Origin of the sequence: Rubidibacter lacunae KORDI 51-2 (genome assembly GCF_000473895.1) — a bacterium.
Lineage (GTDB): Bacteria > Cyanobacteriota > Cyanobacteriia > Cyanobacteriales > Rubidibacteraceae > Rubidibacter > Rubidibacter lacunae.
On record NZ_ASSJ01000081.1, the window covers coordinates 118,301 to 137,051 of the forward strand.

Here is an 18,751-nt window from a genome sequence, read left to right on the forward strand (position 1 = left end):
CGCCCTCAAAACAGAGAGCGTCGTTGTCGTGTTAGAGCGAGCAGTACTTTCAATCTTGCGGCGTGTTTTCTCTAAAGCAGCAGATTGCTTACAATAAATTACATTTTTGTCGGCGCTTGCGCCCCGCACGGTCTTGCCCTAGTTCGGTAAGGTGTTGTTTGTTCCCGACAGCCGCGCCCGATGTATCTGGAGACGCTCCACCTGCGCTCATTTCGCAATTACACCGACCAGCGCGTTACGTTCTCCGCACAAAAAACGATTCTGGTTGGCAACAACGCCCAGGGCAAATCAAACGCGCTCGAAGCCGTTGAGTTGCTCGCCACGCTGAAGAGCCACCGTACTTCGCGCGATCGCGATTTAGTCCGCAGAGATGCCGAGAGCGGGCAAATTCGCGCAACAGTTGCTCGTTCCAACGGCAGTTTGGAGCTGGCCATGACGCTGCGCGGGAAGGGCCGCCGTACTCTTGCCATCGAGGGCGAAGTGCTGCGCCGCCACCTCGATTTTTTGGGCGCGCTCAATGCTGTTGAGTTCTCTAGCTTGGACTTGGATTTGGTGCGCGGCGCACCTGAATATCGCCGCCATTGGCTTGACGCCCTATTGGTTCAAATCGAGCCGATTTACGCCTACATCTTGCAAGAATACGTTCGCGTTGTTCGCCAGCGCAATGCATTGCTGAAATCGATTCGCAAGTCTCTCGGCGACGGCGGTGATGCGACTACTGTGCCGCGTTCGGACTGGGACCAACTGGCCTTGTGGGACGCGCAGTTGGCAGCAGGCGGCTCGCGGGTGATGCGCCGCCGCGATCGCGTCTTGCAGCGCCTGATTCCCCTTGCCCAGCGGTGGCACGATCGTATTGGCGGCGGTACCGAACATCTGAGCGTGATCTACGCACCCAATGTCGAGTGCGATCGCGACGACCCGGCAGGTGTTCGCGCTGCCATCCTGGAGAAAATCAAGGAGCGCCGCCTCGCCGAACAGCACCTCGGTACGTCGGTTGTCGGTCCCCACCGCGACGAGATCGACTTGCAGATCGACGACACGCCCGCGCGAGCTTACGGTTCTCAGGGACAGCAGCGCACGCTCGTACTGGCATTGAAGTTAGCCGAGCTGGAGTTGATCGAAGCCGTGATCGGCGAGCCGCCCCTGTTGTTGCTCGATGACGTCCTGGCTGAACTGGATCCGATGCGCCAGAATCAATTGCTGGATGCCATTCAAGATCGCTTTCAGACCTTGATTACCACTACCCACGTCGATACCTTCGACGCACAGTGGCTGTCAGCATCGCAAGTGCTAGTCGTTGAAGCCGGACGGATTTCCCCCTAACCGATCGTTCGCTTGCCCTCGAGCGCTTTCGATTTGTCTCGGTGCATCCCTAAGCCTCGATCGCAATAGGTCAACTCAAATCTCGAGTTCCGTCTCGGTCCCGCGAAAAACGCTTTCGTAGTGGCTCCCGAACGTTGCATGACGAACGAACCGCCGCAAGTCTCGAGCCAGTGCTGCGATCTTGAGATGAGTAGTTGCCGGAACTGGTCTTGGCTATACCGGCCCTCGAATCCAACAGGTTCTTAGGGCACTTCGAACGCATGGTTGCCCTTAGGATTTGACATGGGGTTGACGGCGGCGCGATCGCCACCACCACCCCCCTGCGATCGCCAGTGCTATCGCGGCGGCTCCACCAATCCACTGCAGCACCGTCACCAGAGGGGTGGCGCGATCGGCAAGGGCAAATTGCCCAGAGAAGATTGCTATGAAGTTGGCTTCGGAGCGTGCTTTCCAAAAGGCCCTCAATGCTCTGAGCTTGTCGAAAGCATCACCTTCGCGCAGCGATCGGCCGATATCGTAGTCGAGAATTTGCAATCCCGGTTCGCTACTCGCGTGACGCGCAGCGGCAATGGTACGACGGGCTTGTTGCTCTGCCAGGTCGAGCATGCTGGTCAGCCCTTGCGTGTTGTCAAACTCGGTTGGCACCCTCAGTCCGACTGTTTCGAGTTCGGGGTCGAACTTGGCCTTCAAAGAATAGTATTTGGCAATCAGCGAATTCGCGCTGAGGTAGGCGAGGAGCGAACCACCGAGCTGCAGATAGGGGAGGTTGGTGCGATCGTCGAGTTCCTCGGCCAGCTCGGTTGTAGCCGCGAGTGCTGCATGCGCTAAGTAATAAGTTGCGTCAATAGTATTAAACTCTTCGCGCACGACATCGATTGCAACCGCTGTTGACTTGGCATGAGGTTGGATTGTCAGGGCTTCGAAGGCTTTGAAACTAGCATTGGCGGCTTGGAACAGGGTATTGCTGAAGCGCAATACGCGATCGCGCTGCAAGACCGGTCCGGTGCCGTCGAACCCGAGCGCCAATGTATCCTCAACGATCTGCAGCCGTTCATCGGCTAGAGCAGGGGCAACAGCAGAATAAAACAGTGCCTGCTCGGTTTTTGTAGTGGAAGTATTGAAAGGCAATTTGCCAGACTCTAATTCCTGGAGTGACTGCTGGGCAAGTTTTTGGAATCCGTTCGCAGCAATCCAATCACCGTAGGCACGCATTAGGTTAACGGCGTCGGACGCCGATCGCGCCTCGGTTCCGGCCAAACGCGCGAACAGTTCCTCCGCCCGCGAGTCCACCTTCGACCAGTGTGCGGCAGCTTGGGCAATCAAGTCGCGCTGCTGGCGGTGCGACTTGGTCTGGGCACCTGCGTCTGTATTGGAGGCAATAACCGAAGTTTCCGTGCGATCGGCATCAATCGCTGCGTTTGAATCGACTGCTGGATTTGTATTGGGAGCGTCGACCCTTTCAGAGGACGACGTAACAGCGTCGACGGCCAAAAGATTCCGAACGGCTTTAGCGAGCCACAATGCACTGAGGGTTTGGTGATAGGCATCGGCTAGATCGCCGTCTTTAAGGGATTGCTTGGCCGCGCTGAAGTTCTCGGTGGCGCTGACGAAACCTCTCCGGGCAAACGCTACCGGACTCGTGCCATCTTCAATGTCCGCAGCATCTGAGACTTCATTCTCCAATCCCAGTTCGCTGCCCAGAAATTTCCGCGGTTCTATCTTGCGGTAACGTGCTTGTAGAGCTTCCACCTGTGCAGTTGTCGCTGCATAGAACTCCGGGGTTAACTGCGGGCGCTCGTCCTTTGCACCGATCGGCAGCGGTAGCGGCCGCCCGGTCAAGAACCGATAGGCGTCGAAGATATTAGCAGCTTCGAATACCTCCAACCCTGTCTCCTGACGGACGGCATCGACTTCCGCTGTTAGCTGCCCGGCCGGGATTGCAATTCGTCGCTTACCAGCCTCGCTCGCCCCTTGCAGCTTCAGAGGAATGCCGCCAACCGGTCCGATCGTGCCATCGGGGTTGATCGTACCGGTCATGGTGGTGTCGGCACGCACTTTATCGCCCAGCGCCAAAGCCAGGACGTGAACGGTAAATAGACCGCCCGCACTCGGTCCGTCTATCGAGCCGTTGTACTCGAAGGAAAACCGGCGGTGACCGAAGTCGCGGCCCAGCAAGAAGCTGGTGGTGGCGATCGCGGACCAAGCGGCCGATCGCCACTGGTCGCCAGCATTATCCAGACGCGATTCGAAGAACCCAACTTTTAATAACGGTGCGGGGTCGCGCTCGATACCGATCGTTGCCTGTCCCACACCGCCGGTCGGCGGCGTCGTCTGGCGAAAAACCATTACGTCCGCGTTGGATTCGCGGCGGCCGAACGCCAGGGGCATTAATGCCAACACGGAAGGCGATCGCGACATCACTAGTGACGAAGTCGCGGCGATCGCTGCCAAGAAAGCGCCATGAAAGGCAATTGCGACCGCCAAGCCGAGTGCCAGCAAGCTTGAGCCCGAGCGGAAAATACGTCGTCGAGATAAGCGTTGGAACATGGGAGCCGCCTTTCGTGCGTCGATACCGTTAAATTTCGCGCGCGCGGGGTCTGTATTGGCTGGAGCGGCAATTTCCTACTTGTGGCAATCGCGTTTCAATGAATCAATGTTATTGAAGCGGCAGCGGAAACCGTCCTCAAGCCAAGGCTAACGGCCAGCTAGCGGTTGCCATCGGGAGTGGGCGAACTCGCCGGCTCTGCTGATGCTGGTGGGCGTTCGCGTCCGAGCCAGGCGATCGCCCGCGGGTCGAAGGAGTCGAACTGGAGCTTGCGAGCGTTAGATGCTGCGGCCAGGGCGATACCGGCGATCGCGTAGACGGGGAACGGCACGGCTGGCAACTGCAGGTGCAGCATCCACTGCACCAACTCTACCAACACGAACATGAAAAAAAATGCGACCAGCCACAATCCCATCGCCAGCACTCCTCGCAAACGCACATTATTCTAAACGCCATTTCTAGGAGGCGGGTTTCCCTCGGGTGCCGCAAGCTTCACTACACTGCAAAGACGGCACCCTTGCCGCGCTATTGCAAGAACCCGGTTATGACCGCATCACCTGCCTTGCCGATCTCTGCCATTCTCGTGCCACAGGGTGCCGAATATTGCGCTGTCCGTCGCGGATTGCCGCGCGCATCTGCTCCCGTCGCGATTGCGGTTCCGGCCGGCAGCGAGGCGATCGCTCGCTTCGTCCGCGCGCATCCCCTGCCCACGAGCGGTTCGCTGCTTCTAGTTGGATTGTGCGGCAGTCTGTCGCCCGACTTGCCCGTGGGTACTGCGGTACTCTACCGCGACTGCCGCGATCGCGACCGGACACTCGCCTGCGATCGCGTCCTGACTGCCCGGTTGCAAGCGCAACTGCCAGCGGCGGCTATCTCGTCGGGGTATACAGCGGATCGTGTTATCTGCTCGGTTGCCGAAAAGCAAGCACTGCGAGCGGAGTTCGGTACCGATGTCGTGGATATGGAAGGCAGCGGACTGCTGGCAGCCTTGCCGAACCGGTCGATTGCCATGCTGCGTGCGGTCAGCGACGGGTGCGATCGGGACTTGCCCGACCTCAGTCGGGCCATTGATGCCAGCGGACAACTGCAACCGCTGACCGTTGCCGCCGAGTTACTGCGCCAACCCGTCGCATCTGTCCGCTTCGCACTCGCTGCGACCCGCGCGCTCTCTGCTCTGACAGATGCAGTTGCTTGCGTTTTTGCATCGTGAGTGGCAGTCCGCCAGCAGCTAATACTAAATCCGGGAAAATGTGATACGAGTAGTAGGTGTCAGATTCGCGAGATGAGTCACCATGCCGGGAAAGCTCTACATCGATATCGCCGAGTCCGCTGAAGAACTGCGCTCCCTACTCCTCTCAACCTCTAATACCAATTCCTCAAAGTCCTGACACGGATAGCTGGTCGATGAGCCACCACCACCCGGTCAGCGAGGCGATGAGGTCCCGTCCCGCCAGCTGCAGTCGCGTCCTGACCTGCTCTCGGAGTTCCTCCAAGTCACCGCAGGTCAGCCACTTCAGTCCGCTCTTTAACCATTCCCAGCACCGCTCGATTGGATTCACCTGGGGACTGTAAGCCGGCTGAAACAGCAATATTACGATCTCCGGCACTTTCAGCGCTCCCGCTCGGTGCGCTCCCGCTCCATCGACCTGCATCACGTGCAGCTCCCGCGGATACGCCGCTGCAAACTGCTCCAGGTACTGCTCGAAACACCGACTGTCGAGATGGCTGAACTCCCAGAAGTAGCTTTCCCCCGTCATCGGCTCCACCGCTCCGTACAACCAGAACGCCTGGAAGCGCCACTGCACCTCCCCCACCGGCTTCACCCCAGGAGCGGTCAGTACCCGCCCGGTCTCGGTGTGCAATCCAAAGCGGCTCTCGTCCTGGCACCAGTAACGCACCCACTCGTAGTCCACCACCGCTTCGACCCGGCTCTTCAGTTCCTGGGCAATGCGCTCGGGCAGTTTTTTTAAACTCATCCACGGCATCGGCGTCTTGCTTGACGTCGACGGGACGCGGCGCCTTCGGCTTCGCCCCGAGGCGGTAGCGCACGGTGTCGTGGACGGTGGAATAGGGCAGCTTCAGGTCCTAGACGGCTTCGAGCCAGGTCTGGACTTCCACATAACTGGAGAAGCTGCGCTCGTTCTGGAGCTCTTGCTGCAATTGGGCGAGGGCATCGCCAGAGATCTCTGGCGGGCGACCGGAGCGCGGCTTGGGCTCGGTGAGGGCGCTCAAGCCGCCGCCGCGGTAGTCTCTGAGCCAGCGCGAGACGGTGACGCGAGTACGCCCGAGGAGGCTGGCAACCTGGGTTGCTTGGGAAGCATGCCCGCACTTGAGCCAGTAGAGAGCCTGCAGCTTTTCCTTGACTCTGGCATTGGAGGCTGAGAGAAGGAGGGAGCGCAGTTCTTCAGCGGACTCGGCGATATCGATGTGGAGCTTTCCCGGCATGATGACTCAACTCGCGAACCTGACACCTACTACTCGTATCACATTTTCTCGCATTTGGTATCACCTCCGTCAAGGAGTCTGTCCGGGAGCTCCATGCTGCCGCTATTCGTTCAAGGTTGGTTCTAAAGCAGGGTTTGGCGATCGCGAGATCGCCCATCTATAGATCTCGCCCATCTATAGATCTGTGGAGGCATGAACCCGGGTTCGGACTTGTCTGCCGTCTCAATGCACCCGAGCCTTAGAACCCGGGCTTAGAATTTGCTGCTGCGATCGCTTGCAATATCCCCCCAGGGGGCATATGCTGCCGTATGGTAAACTGTGGCAAAGTAAAGATTGGTAACGATTCCTAATAAAGCTTTGTTAAAAACTTCCCACTACCCCAGCGTCGCGGTTGTTGCTGAGGCTCGGCAAGAGCGGCCCGTTATTTGCCAGTCGCAGCCCGATATGGATCGGCGCAGTCGCTGGCAGGCATTTTGGGCGGCTGTCTTTCTAGTGTCGGTTCCCGTGTTTGCCGAAGCACCTTTGGTGCGTCAGGTGCCATGGTTGTGTTTGCTCCTCACGTTGGGCTGGCTCTGGATGGCAACACGGTTGCGATCGCGTCCCCAAACCGCCCTCTGGGGCGATATCTTGCTGGGGTTTGTCTGGACCTGGGTGACGGGCGCGATTTACTGGGGCTGGCTGCGCTGGGAACCGCTCGCGCACATTCCCGTTGAGGCATTGGGGCTGCCGCTGGCAGTATGGTGTATTCTGCGCGGCTGGGGCTTGCTCGGTAATTGGTTTTATCTGGGCTCTCTATTGGGAACGGCATTAACTGACGCGTACTTGTATCTGACCGATCTGACGCCGTATTGGCGGGAAGTGATGCGCGTCGATCCACAGACAGCCGTGTTGCTTCTGCGCGAAGCTGCTCTTCAAGTACAGACGCCTTGGGGGATTGCCAATGCGATCGCCATTGCCGCATTACTCGTCGCGATCGGGCTGTGGGCGCTGCAAAAACCACAACCGCACTGGCGGGCGTTTGCCGGTGCGGTACTGTGCACGATCGTCGTGGATGGTTTGTTCTGGACAGTTGCCTTATTGGGATAGCGCAGGCGAGTTGCCGATGCGGATCTAAGCTTGAAGACAAGCTTGGAGGCTGTGCTCCAACCTCACGACGGGCTTCCGCAAGTTAATCGATGAGTCGGTCGAGCCCGACCACTGCATTGAGGATTCTGGCGAACGGATCTAAAACAGTTGCAATCGTGTCGGTTGTAGCGGCAAGTCCAGAGCGGCGCACGATAATCACGTCCTCGTTTCGCATCGCTGGATTGTTCTCGGGGTCGAGATCGGTCTCGAAGTCGACGGGGATCTCGCGTTTGGTTACCGTACCATCCGGATTCAAACGTACTAGCAGTACATCAGCTTTACGGGCGCGTTTTTGATCGAAGCCACCAGCTGTCAGGATTGCTTGATTGAGAGTCGAATTCGGCACTAACGTCACCGCACCTGGATTCACGACCTCACCGACAACTTGCACTTGAATTTCATCCGGTGCAAAGCTCGCTTCGGCCAGTTCGGTAACTTCTGCTGGGGTTAGAGAGAGGGCGCGCGGAACGACAATGGTGTCGCCATCGCGTAGGGCAATGTCTTGGGCGGTATCGCCCGACTGCAGGAGCGCCCACAGGTCGAGCTCGATCAGGCGCTCCCGGCGTGTTCCTTGGGCGCGTAAGATCTGGACTTGTCGAATTTGCGCGGTATCGGTGATGCCGCCGGCCAGTCGGATCGCTTCCGTAACTGAGGGGATCCCCAGCGTCCGCGCGCCCAGCGTCCGCCCTTCAACGACCGTCCCCTGGCGCTCGGAGGACACCGCGTAGGCACCTGGACGATTAACCTCGCCGATAACGGCTATTTTTAGCGGGCGCGCGTCAGCGAGCGACACGCTGACTATCGGTCGTTTGAGCAGGTTTCTGAGCTGGTGGGTAATGAGCTCGGTCGTCTCGTCAAGGCTCAGCTCGGTTACATAGAGCGTGCCGATCAGCGGCAGGTAGATAGTCCCGTCGCTAAGCACGGTTTGAATGCCACCATCCCCAGCATTAAATTGCGGTTCTTCAAAGACTTCGATACGCAGGCGATCGCCCGGTCCCAGTAAATACGGCTCGGGAACGAACTGGGTTGCTTCTAAATCGATCGACAGCGAACGGTCGTCCGGGCGTTGCTCTAGATCCAAAGCCTCCTCTAGGTCGGACGCTGAGGTGGACGGCTCGCCAGAGGAAGGAGGCGGAACAGTCTGCGCGCGTGCCCCGGGGGCAAAGGTCACAGTTCCACAAGCGATCGCAGACAATAAGCCGAGGAAGAAGCAAAACTCAGGGGGCGGCCGACGGATCATATGCACTTAATGGCTTGAACGCACTACAAGATAGCAACGGTTGGGGGGCTACCCACCCGCCTAGTTTGCCACATTTGCCTGCAGCACGAGCAAGCGACCTCGTCACAACGCTACCGTGCGCAAGAGGATGCAACCAAGCCCGCGGCTAGCTTAGGGCTCCGAGTTCGGCTCCGGTCTGCGAAGACCGCTCTCGGTGCTTACGCTCGTGCTAGGTTGCTGGTGCTACTTCAGCCAGCCCGACCAATCGCGCGCTTAGTTCCCACAAGCGGGCGGCTTTTGCGTCGTCGCCAGCTTGGTCGGACACTTCTTGGATGAAGGCTTCGCGACCGGACTTCTGGCGATTCCCCCAACTCCAGTAGACGCCGGATTGAGCGTACTGCGGATCCGCGACAACGGCTGCCACGCGATCGCCGGACAGTTCCTCGGAAACAAAGCCGCCGGTTATGTACTTTTGGAAGCGTGGGAAGAGGTACTGGAAAAGCGGGTAATGGTTGCGGAACAGTGCCGTGGTAGCCACGCAGCCGGGATAAAGCGAGTTAAAGATAATGCCGGTCTCGGCGTGATAGCGATGGTGCATCTCGCGCATGGTCAAGATGTTGCACACCTTGCTGTCTTTGTATGCCTTGACGGGCTCGAACTTTTTATCGTCGATCGTGACGTGGGGCGACTTGAACCCGGCTGCCAGTCCTTCCAGGTTGCCGAGGTCGGGTTGGGGCGGAATCTTGCCGCCCAGTTCTTTGGGATTGTGAGTGACGGTCCCGAGCACGACCAGTCGCGGTGGAGATGCTGTGGCGTGCTTGAGATCCTCCAGCATCAAGTTGCATAACAAAAAGTGACCGAGGTGATTGGTCGCAACGGTTAGTTCGTAACCGTCTTCGCTGAAAAGCGGCGCCTTCAAGCGCGGCATGTAAATGGCGGCGTTGACAACGAGGGCGTCGAGCGATCGCCCGGTTTCGCGAAATAACTGCACGAACTGACGCACGCTGTTCAACGATGCCAGGTCGAGGGGCAAGATCGTGTAGCTGCCGGGCGGGAGGGCAACATCGCGTGCGGCTTGCTCGGTTTTAGGGAGGTCGCGACAGGCCATAATGACGTGCCAGTTACCTTTTTGAACAAGCGCTCGAGCAGCTTGCAACCCGACCCCCGATGAGGCACCCGTGATAATTGCCGTTAACGTTCGATCCTGTTGCATTTTGTTAAATTTCGCCCATTTCCGTTGCCTATTTTTCAGATAGTACACCATGGAGATGGCAGACTTCTTTGCGGTGCTCGATCGCCGGGAAGTGCTTGCCTATAAAGGTCTTCGCCGCTCCCTTGCGCCATTGGAAGGCTTACATTTCTTTAAATTTATTTAGATTCAAGAGGCAATTCGTAACCGATTTCGAAATACCTTCGCAACACATATTAAAGCAGTAGCGATCGCCGAGTTTCTGGGGCGTATTCGCCGCACCTGCATGCTTCGATTGTTGTCACGTCGATGAAGTGCACGTCAACGTGCACTTCAACTCGTTGTAACCGACTAATGGGTGTTGCAACCGATCGGTCGGCCGCGCGTTAGAGAACGCTGAAGGCAACCACAAGTCCTAGTACTGCCGCAAAGACAATAAGCGCGTAGAACTGCGCGCGACCGTTTTCTAGGTATTTCAAGCCTTCCCCGCTCACCAGTGCCGCCAAACCCGTGAGGTTGACCGCACCATCCACGACGCGGAAGTCCACTTCCATGACCTGACGTGCTAAGCGTCGACTGCCCTGCACGAACACGCGATCGTACAAGTCGTCGATGTACCACTTGTTTAAGGAGAACTGGTACAAAGGCTCTATTCGCTTGGCGATCGCGTCGGCGTCGATTTTGTGCTGCAAGTAAATCAGCCCCGCTAACGTAATGCCAACCAATGCAATGCCAACGGAACCGCCGGCCATGATGGCAAACTCCTGCCACTCAAACGCTTCGGCAGCTTCTAGTGCGGCTTCTGCCGTCTCGCCCGGTGCGTAGACAAACGCCTCGAACAAGTTTTCCCACGGCAACCCGACCAAACCGATCGCGAGCGACGGTACGGCCAGAATCAACAGTGGCAGCGTCATGGTCAGCGGCGACTCGTGGGGAAACTCCGCGTGGTGCTCGTCGTGGCCGTGGGCTTCGGCATCGTGCTCCAGTTCGCGCGTGTCCATCGCACCCGGACCGAAGGCCGGCACCATGCCGGCTTCCTGCAAAAGCGTTTGCCGAATCGCTGCATCGCCGCCGCGGAAGTCGCCTTCGAAGGTACAGAAGTACATGCGGAACATGTAGAACGCCGTGATGCCGGCGGTTGCCCAGCCGACAAACCACAGCAAGGGGCTGACCTCGAAGGTGCTGCCCAGGATCTCGTCCTTGGACCAGAAACCGGCAAACGGCGGAATCCCGCAAATAGCCAGCGTGCCGACCAAGAAAGCCAGGGAGGTCAGCGGCATGTAACGCCGCAGTCCACCCATCAAACGCATATCTTGTGCCAGCACCGGGTTGTGCCCGACGACTTCTTCCATGCCGTGAATCACCGATCCCGAGCACAGGAAGAGCATTGCCTTGAAGAAGGCATGGGTCATCAGGTGGAACAAACCAGCAGTGTAAGCGCCGACACCCATGGCCATGACCATGTAGCCCAGCTGCGAGATCGTCGAATACGCCAGACCCTTCTTGATGTCGTTTTGGGTAATGGCGATCGACGCGCCGAGGAAGGCAGTGAAGGCACCGGTCCAGGCAATAATCGTCATCACCGACGGCAGCGGCTCTAGAACGGGATACATCCGCGCGATTAAGAACACGCCGGCCGCCACCATCGTGGCAGCGTGGATCAGGGCCGAAATTGGGGTTGGACCCTCCATCGCATCTGGCAACCAGACATGGAGCGGAAACTGTGCGGACTTCGCTACGGGTCCGAGGAAAACAAGAACCCCGAAAAGTCCTGCTAAACCGGCACCGATGTAGCCTGCGTCGAGAGCGGTTTCCAAACGCATGCCGATAGTCTCGAACTCGAAGCTGCCCGTTGCCCAATACAAGCCCAAAATGCCCAGCAACAAGCCGAAGTCGCCAACGCGGTTGGTTACAAATGCTTTTTGACAGGCTTCGGCAGCGGCCGCGCGATCGAACCAGAAACCGATCAGCAAGTAGGAGCACATGCCGACCAGTTCCCAGAAAATGTAAATCTGGATCAAGTTCGGGCTGATGACCAAGCCCAACATCGAAGAACTAAACAGGCTGAGGTAGGCAAAGAAGCGGACATAACCGCTGTCGTGAGCCATGTAGCCGTCGCTATAAACCATCACCAGCAGAGCCACGATCGTCACAATCGCCAACATGACGGTGGTGAGATGGTCGACGACATAGCCGACGGTAATGGTAAAGTCGCCGGCTGCAGCCCATTCGATGCTGCGGGTGAAAGTCTCGTGACCGTGGATTTGGCTCCACAGTAGCGCCAGCGACATGCCGACGGTAATTCCTAGCAGAGTGATGATGTAAGCTGCAATGGGTTTGCGGAGTCGCGAGGTTGTTTCGCTCGCGCAGAGCAATCCCAGTCCGACGGTCATCGCCCCGAAGAGCGGCAGGACGGGAATCAACCAGGCGTATTGGTAAAGAGAGTCTTCCATATGAGCAGTCTGCCGCTTCTTTGCCAATTCTGCAGGCCGGGACGCGACGCGCGCGCTCGCCGGTCGGCTCGCCGCAGCGATTCATGCGCCGGGCAAGTCGCCCACAATTGTGACACACTCCGCCAGCGGCAAAGTGTTTGTACTTATTCAATTCATGAAGATTCCCTCTGCGGGCCGAGCGATCGCATTCGGATCTAGCGAGATCGAAACGCTGCTTGCTGGAACCGGAGGTTCGGTTTCATTGCCCGCGCGATTCGGCCGCGGTAGGGTCTCACAGTCTCGTTAACTGGCAGTGTTGTAACTTTCTTAGCGGAAACACCAGAGTTCGGCCCGGAGGATATTTTCGGATGCAAACTGGCGGAATTTTAAGTGATTGTTCGGGGGGGCATCGGCGGATCGATTCCGGAAGGTATCCATGGTTGGTCCTTGCCGAGACAATCCATCTCTCATTTAGGGCATCTCTATAAGGTGCGAGGTTTAGCGTATTTGCAGCTGAAATGCCCATGCTGCATTACCGACCATGGGTCTTGTTCGAATTAATTGAGGTGCCCTTTAGCGAATACGGGCAGAAAGTAGCTGATAGGCCAAGTGTTACTTCGAGTCGGCTCGGAAAAATTTATGAACGCAGCGGAGACGAGAGCGTTTTTTTATGACCCCCTATTAAGGATCTTAAGTGGGAACCATTCCACGCAAGACTGCCTGCCAAACCTGCGGAGATTCGCCAGACCGATCGCACCTGCACCCCAGATATCAACATCTATGAACGCCACTTAAATCGCCTCATCGGGATACCAGCACTTGTGGCCGGGACAACCGTCGGCGATCGCCGTTCGTAGAAATGTGGGAGCTCCCCTCAACCGGCTTTCGCCCGACTGAGACGGAACTGCACGCGCGATCGCCCTATTGCGCGTGCGATCTCGCGGCCGCCGATCTCGTTAGACTGAGTATTATCGCTTTGTGTCGGAGTGTAAACATCGTCGCAAATGGCGTTGCCGGCCGATTCTAGAGCCAAAATTCTGGAGTTTGTATGACTGACGTTCCCGCCTCGCGCATCCGCAATTTTTCGATCGTCGCGCACATCGATCATGGGAAATCCACCCTGGCCGACCAACTTTTGCGCGTGACCCAGACGGTAAGCGAGCGGGATATGAAAGCTCAGTACCTCGACAACATGGACCTCGAGCGCGAGCGCGGCATCACGATCAAACTGCAGGCGGCGCGCATGAACTACAACGCCAAGGACGGTAACACTTACGTCCTCAACCTGATCGATACCCCTGGGCACGTAGATTTTTCCTACGAAGTGTCGCGATCGCTGGTCGCCTGCGAAGGGGCGCTACTGGTCGTCGATGCCTCTCAGGGCGTGGAAGCTCAAACCCTAGCCAATATTTACCTTGCGCTCGAACAGGACCTTGAAATCGTCCCGGTTCTCAATAAAATCGACCTGCCCGGTGCCGAACCCGATCGCGTCAAAGCCGAAGTCGAAGAAGCGATCGGCCTCGACTGCAGCGACGCCGTGCTCGCCTCTGCCAAGATGGGCATCGGCATCGACGAAATCCTCGAAAAGATTGTGGCGATCGTCCCGCCACCGGCCGACAATACCGATCGGCCTCTACGCGCTTTGATCTTCGACAGCTATTACGATGCCTACCGCGGGGTCATCGTTTACTTCCGAGTTGTGGACGGCAAAGTCCGCAAAGGCGATCGCGTACGCCTGATGGCCTCCAAGAAAGAGTACGACATCGACGAACTCGGCGTTCTTTCCCCGACGCAAGTTCCCGTTGACGAACTCCACGCTGGTGAAGTGGGCTACTTTGCTGCCTCGATCAAGAGCGTGGAAGATGCCCGCGTGGGCGACACGATCGCCTTAGCCAGTAACATTCCCGACGAGCCGCTCCCCGGTTACGCTGAAGCCAAGCCTATGGTCTTTTGCGGGCTATTTCCCACCGATAGCGAGGACTTTGAAAACCTGCGCGAAGCCCTCGACAAGCTCAAGCTCAACGACGCAGCGCTCTCTTTTGAACCCGAAACCTCCAGCGCCATGGGCTTCGGCTTCCGCTGCGGTTTCTTGGGGTTGCTACACATGGAGATCGTCCAAGAGCGCCTAGAGCGCGAGTACGACCTAGACCTCATCATCACCGCTCCCTCGGTGGTCTATCGCGTTACCCTCGTCGGCGGTGAAGTAATCGAAGTCGACAATCCCAGTCAACTCCCTGCCCCCCAGAAGCGCGAGCAAGTTGAAGAACCCTACATCCGCGTTGATGTAATCGCCCCCGAAACCTACGTTGGGGCAGTGATGGAGCTGTGCCAGTCTCGGCGCGGCGACTTCAAAGACATGCGTTACTTCACTCCCACGCGCACCACGATTATCTACGAGCTGCCCTTGGCCGAAGTTGTGACGGATTTCTTCGATCAACTCAAGTCCCGTACCCGCGGCTACGCGAGCATGGAGTACCAGTTCATCGGCTACCGCGTCAACGAACTCGTCCGCCTCGACGTCATGGTCAATGGCGACCCGGTAGACTCCCTCGCCACCATCGTTCACCGCGACAAAGCCTACGGTGTCGGGAAAATCCTCGTAGAGAAACTCAAAGAACTTATTCCCCGCCAGCAATTCAAGATCCCGGTTCAGGCCGCGATCGGCAGTCGCATCATTGCCAGCCAACAAATCCCCGCACTTCGCAAAGACGTCCTTGCCAAGTGCTACGGCGGCGACATCTCCCGCAAGAAGAAGCTACTTCAGAAACAAGCCAAAGGTAAGAAGCGCATGAAGGCGATCGGGACCGTCGACGTTCCTCAGGAAGCCTTCATGGCCGTCCTGCGCCTCGACCAGTAAGCTAGGAGCGATCGCAGTCGGACGCGACGCTCTGAAGAACAAGCCGCCGCCAAACCAACTGCAAAACCACCTCAAGATAGCTGCGCTTGAATATCGCGAATCGTCGGCCACCACCATTGCGACGCGACCAGAACCAATCCCAAACCGAGGACGAGGACGAGCGCCACGGTAGTACTTGGCAAGCCAACGCGAGTCCATAAGGAAGCTCCCGCGCTTGCTGGCAGGACGTTCTCCACGTGCGCTGCGGGTCTGACTCTGCCGGATTCGAGTGCAATATAAAGCTCGCAAATCAACAGAGTCGGGATGTAAAACAAAAAATCCATTGCGTAGTCAAAGGGACCTTGCCAATCGTTTTGGTGGCCGGCAAGCCCGCCCGCGACGAGTCCCCAAAGTCCGTATCCGAATCGGTATAGCAAGGATCCAATTCCAAGTACGAACAGCCGCAGCGCCCAGCGTCGGTGGGCAACAAAACGGCGTTGGACAGCCAAACGCCAGGTCTGCACCGCACAGATTCCCATCAACAGTCCGTAAAAACTGAAGGCTGCGCTCATTACAGGTCCGCCTACGGTGCCGTATAGCACGATAAACGCTCCGCCACCGACGCTCGCACCCAGGGCTGCTCCGAGGTAAAGGCGACCGGCAATACGATGCAGCGCAGGCGCGCGATTGCGGAGAGGCGTCCAAAGTTGCAACGGTCCCAACACCATGACCGTGGCCCCAGCTGCGAAGTGCAAGGCAATAACTGCTGTTGCTGCTGGAACGTCGGGGAGGTAAAGTCCGCTCAGTAGAATGTTCCAGAGATCGAAGCGTAGATGTAAGGCCGCCCAAGCGTACGTCGCGAGAATGTAACCGGCAAAGGTCGCACTGCCCGCGAATAAGGTTAGCAACAAGGCAGTTTTGGACCTTCGCGCTCGATCGAGCTGTGCCATCGGTGGGGTGCCTCGCAACAAAGCAGTGGAGAGTCAGTTGGCAGACGCTTCAACGCGTCGCATGGGAGCAAACTTCGGGTCGAAAATCTTCGTGCCGAGACCGGGGAATTTGATCCCCAGCGTTGTCTTTGCTCCCTCGCCCATCACCAACGTAACCTCCCCCGGTCCGAGCGTTTGATGGATGACGCGATCGCCGATCTGCCAGTTTTGAATCGCCGCCGTCGCCGAGACGGTGCCGACGGTCGGGCGATCGCGCTCGACCGATTTGCGCGGCAGCCGCTGGGGCACGATATTCGACTCCAGTAACTCGGATGGCAGCTCTTGGAGGAACTGCGACTGCAGGGCGGGCTCGCGCGCCATGCCCCACAAACGGCGCTCCCGCGTGAAACTCAGAAACAGCTGCTCGCGCGCCCGCGTGATACCGACATAGCACAAACGGCGTTCTTCTTCTAGCGCGGCCGGGTCGTCGATCGCGCGGTTGTGGGGAAATAACCCCTGCTCCAAACCGACTAAGAACACGACCGGAAACTCTAACCCTTTCGCCGAATGCAGCGTCATCGCCGAAACCGCCTGTTGTCCTTCTTCGAGGTTGTCTAGGTCGGAGGCTAGCGACGCATTGGCGAGGAATCCTTCTAAGCTCAAATCCTCGTTTTCTTCAGCGAACTGAATCACGGCGTTGGCAAGTTCCTTGAGGTTTTCAAGGCGGCTGGTCGCTTCGTCAGTTCCTTGGTTTTGTAAGTCGGAATAGTAGCCGGAGTCGGAGAGAATCCCATCGAGAATTTCCGCTGCGGATCGCTCCGTTACTTGGGACTGCCATGTCTGCAGAGTGAGAGCAAACCGCTGCACGGCTTTTGCCGATCGCCCTGCAAGCGTCTTCACCGAGGTCTCGTCTTGGAGGACGTGCCACAACGGCATCCCCAACTCCCGCGCGGCTGCCACGAGTCGATCGACGGTGGCTTGTCCGATGCCGCGTCGGGGCGTGTTAATAATGCGCAGCAAGCTAACTGTATCGGCAGGATTGACTAGCGCGCGCAGGTACGCCAGCGCATCCTTAACTTCCTTGCGATCGTAGAACTTCAGTCCGCCGACGATGATGTAAGGAATCTCGCTGCGCAGAGCGTCTTCGAGGGCACGGGACTGGGCGTTGGTGCGGTAGAGGATGGCAAAACTGCCCCAGTCGAGTTCGGGATCGGCACGGCGCAGGTCGAGAATGCGATCGCGGACGAATTGGGCTTCGACTAGCTCGTTGTCGGCTTTGTAGCAGTAAATGGTTGCACCGCACCCGCGCGTCGGGCGCAGCACTTTATCGATGCGCTCGGTATTGAGTTCGATCAGAGCATTCGCTGCTTCAAGGATGTTCGAGCGCGAGCGATAGTTCTCTTCTAGCTTGACCATCGTGCGCGTGTCGTCATCGGGCAACCCGTCGCCAAAGTCTTCCTGGAACTCCAGCAAGATTTTGAAATCCGCCATGCGGAACGAGTAAATCGATTGATCGGCATCGCCGACGACGAAGATCGACCGCTGCTGCCACGACCACCGATCGCGATGGGGTTCGCCGTTGGTGGAAAGCAAGCGAATCAGCCGATACTGAATGCGATTGGTGTCTTGGTACTCGTCGACGAGCACGTGACGAAAGCGATCGTGCCAGTACCCCAAAATCGACTCATTTTGCTCGAATAAGCGGGCGGGAACCAGGAGCAAATCGTCAAAGTCGAGAGCGTTGTTTTCGGCAAGGCGAGTCTGATAGGCGTCGTATATTTCGCCAATCACCCGCCCGCGATAGTTCTGTTGCTCGCGGGCAAAATCTTGTGGGGAATGTCCGAGGTTTTTGGCGTTGCCGATCGCGTAGCGGATCGAGCGCGGATCGAATTTCTTCTCATCGAGATCGAACTGACGCGTGACAATATTTTTCACCAAGCTCTGCGCGTCTGACTCATCGTAGATCGTAAAGTTGCGTTCCCACTTCCGTTCTTTCTCATCGCGGTACTTATCGATATCGAAACGCAGCAGCCTGGCAAACAGGCTGTGAAAGGTGCCCATCCAAAGTGGTTTAATGTAGCGTTTGTAGGCGCGCGATCGCAGTGCAGTTTGCTCCTGAAGTGGTAGCGATTCTAAGGGGTGACTGTAGGTTTGCTCGGCAAGCTGCTGTGCGAAGATGAGCTGAATCCGCTCTTGCATCTCGCGCGCAGCTTTATTGGTAAACGTGACCGCGAGGATATTCTCAGGGTCGACGCTGTGATTGCGAATAAGGTGAGCGACGCGATAGGTCAGCGTTCGAGTTTTACCCGACCCCGCTCCCGCAACGACCAGCAGCGGACCGCAGAAATGTTCTACAGCGCTTCGCTGAGCTGGGTTGAGATGGGAAAGATAATCTGCTGGTGCTTTCATGAGCTGCAATGCGCGTGCTTGGAGTCCGGACGAGCAAAAAAATAACGAAGTCTAATACAAAACATAGCAATTACTAACATCTTTGAGCGAGCGGTTCGACGCACGCGCGATCGCGGCTCCCTTTATGCAGGTGCTGGGTTGGCGATAGAACTCTTGCCGATAAAGTCATCAACTGGTGAGCTGACTGGAAGTCACGACCGTGCTAACGAGAGGCGATCGGACCCGAAGATATGCTAGTAGTGATGACCGAGCGATCGTATCCTGCCAAACCAATCAGATCGTTGCTGATACCGAAACAG

The 18,751-nt window shown here is 57.6% G+C and carries 14 protein-coding genes; 4 read left to right on the forward strand and 10 right to left on the reverse strand.

Features of this window, described 5'->3' with window-relative positions:
- Window positions 1-180: 180 nt before the first annotated feature.
- Window positions 181-1,323: a DNA replication/repair protein RecF gene (recF, locus tag KR51_RS15395; RefSeq protein WP_022609031.1), complete on the forward strand. Its 1,143-nt coding sequence runs from the start codon at window positions 181-183 to the stop codon at window positions 1,321-1,323.
- Window positions 1,324-1,593: 270 nt separating this feature from the next.
- On the opposite strand, the gene KR51_RS15400 is transcribed toward recF, so the two are convergent.
- Together KR51_RS15400 and KR51_RS15405 are read right to left on the reverse strand one after the other, a co-directional pair.
- Window positions 1,594-3,870: a S16 family serine protease gene (locus tag KR51_RS15400; RefSeq protein WP_022609032.1), complete on the reverse strand. Its 2,277-nt coding sequence runs from the start codon at window positions 3,868-3,870 to the stop codon at window positions 1,594-1,596.
- A gap of 158 nt (window positions 3,871-4,028) precedes the next feature.
- Complete coding sequence (locus KR51_RS15405; protein WP_156915145.1) at window positions 4,029-4,307, reverse strand: hypothetical protein; 279 nt, start codon at window positions 4,305-4,307, stop codon at window positions 4,029-4,031.
- A 105-nt stretch (window positions 4,308-4,412) separates the two neighbouring features.
- Here KR51_RS15405 and KR51_RS15410 point away from each other — a divergent pair, with 105 nt between their 5' ends.
- Window positions 4,413-5,078 (forward strand): phosphorylase family protein, encoded by a 666-nt coding sequence (locus tag KR51_RS15410; RefSeq protein ID WP_022609034.1) that lies wholly within the window; start codon window positions 4,413-4,415, stop codon window positions 5,076-5,078.
- Window positions 5,079-5,244: 166 nt separating this feature from the next.
- Here KR51_RS15410 and KR51_RS15415 read toward each other — a convergent pair whose 3' ends face one another.
- Together KR51_RS15415 and KR51_RS15420 are read right to left on the reverse strand one after the other, a co-directional pair.
- Window positions 5,245-5,844: an IS630 family transposase gene (locus tag KR51_RS15415; protein ID WP_198016805.1), complete on the reverse strand. Its 600-nt coding sequence runs from the start codon at window positions 5,842-5,844 to the stop codon at window positions 5,245-5,247.
- A gap of 109 nt (window positions 5,845-5,953) precedes the next feature.
- Entirely contained in the window at window positions 5,954-6,313 is a 360-nt protein-coding gene (locus tag KR51_RS15420; RefSeq protein ID WP_040656506.1) for a helix-turn-helix domain-containing protein, read from the reverse strand.
- Between the two features lie 357 nt (window positions 6,314-6,670).
- On the opposite strand from KR51_RS15420, the gene KR51_RS15425 reads away from it, so the two are divergent.
- Window positions 6,671-7,399: a DUF3120 domain-containing protein gene (locus tag KR51_RS15425; RefSeq protein ID WP_232214630.1), complete on the forward strand. Its 729-nt coding sequence runs from the start codon at window positions 6,671-6,673 to the stop codon at window positions 7,397-7,399.
- Window positions 7,400-7,481: 82 nt separating this feature from the next.
- On the opposite strand, the gene KR51_RS15430 is transcribed toward KR51_RS15425, so the two are convergent.
- The 4 genes from KR51_RS15430 to KR51_RS19920 all read right to left on the reverse strand — a co-directional run bounded on the left by KR51_RS15430 (window position 7,482) and on the right by KR51_RS19920 (window position 13,311).
- Entirely contained in the window at window positions 7,482-8,609 is a 1,128-nt protein-coding gene (locus KR51_RS15430) for a polysaccharide biosynthesis/export family protein (protein WP_198016806.1), read from the reverse strand.
- 277 nt (window positions 8,610-8,886) lie between these two features.
- Window positions 8,887-9,870 carry a protochlorophyllide reductase gene (locus KR51_RS15435; RefSeq protein WP_022609041.1) on the reverse strand — a complete coding sequence of 328 codons (984 nt, stop codon included), beginning with the start codon at window positions 9,868-9,870 and terminating at the stop codon, window positions 8,887-8,889.
- 362 nt (window positions 9,871-10,232) lie between these two features.
- Window positions 10,233-12,299 (reverse strand): NAD(P)H-quinone oxidoreductase subunit 5, encoded by a 2,067-nt coding sequence (locus KR51_RS15440; protein WP_022609042.1) that lies wholly within the window; start codon window positions 12,297-12,299, stop codon window positions 10,233-10,235.
- An 853-nt stretch (window positions 12,300-13,152) separates the two neighbouring features.
- Window positions 13,153-13,311, reverse strand: a complete 159-nt coding sequence (locus tag KR51_RS19920) for a hypothetical protein (RefSeq protein WP_156915147.1) — start codon at window positions 13,309-13,311, stop codon at window positions 13,153-13,155.
- Window positions 13,312-13,326: 15 nt separating this feature from the next.
- On the opposite strand from KR51_RS19920, the gene lepA reads away from it, so the two are divergent.
- The gene (lepA, locus tag KR51_RS15445) at window positions 13,327-15,135 is read left to right on the forward strand and encodes a translation elongation factor 4 (protein WP_022609044.1); all 1,809 of its coding nucleotides are present in this window, start codon (window positions 13,327-13,329) and stop codon (window positions 15,133-15,135) included.
- A gap of 71 nt (window positions 15,136-15,206) precedes the next feature.
- Here lepA and KR51_RS15450 read toward each other — a convergent pair whose 3' ends face one another.
- Window positions 15,207-16,064 (reverse strand): DUF2306 domain-containing protein, encoded by an 858-nt coding sequence (locus KR51_RS15450; protein ID WP_022609048.1) that lies wholly within the window; start codon window positions 16,062-16,064, stop codon window positions 15,207-15,209.
- 33 nt (window positions 16,065-16,097) lie between these two features.
- Window positions 16,098-18,452, reverse strand: coding sequence for a DNA helicase PcrA (gene pcrA / locus KR51_RS15455; protein ID WP_022609049.1), 2,355 nt, complete (start codon window positions 18,450-18,452; stop codon window positions 16,098-16,100).
- Window positions 18,453-18,751 lie beyond the last annotated feature (299 nt).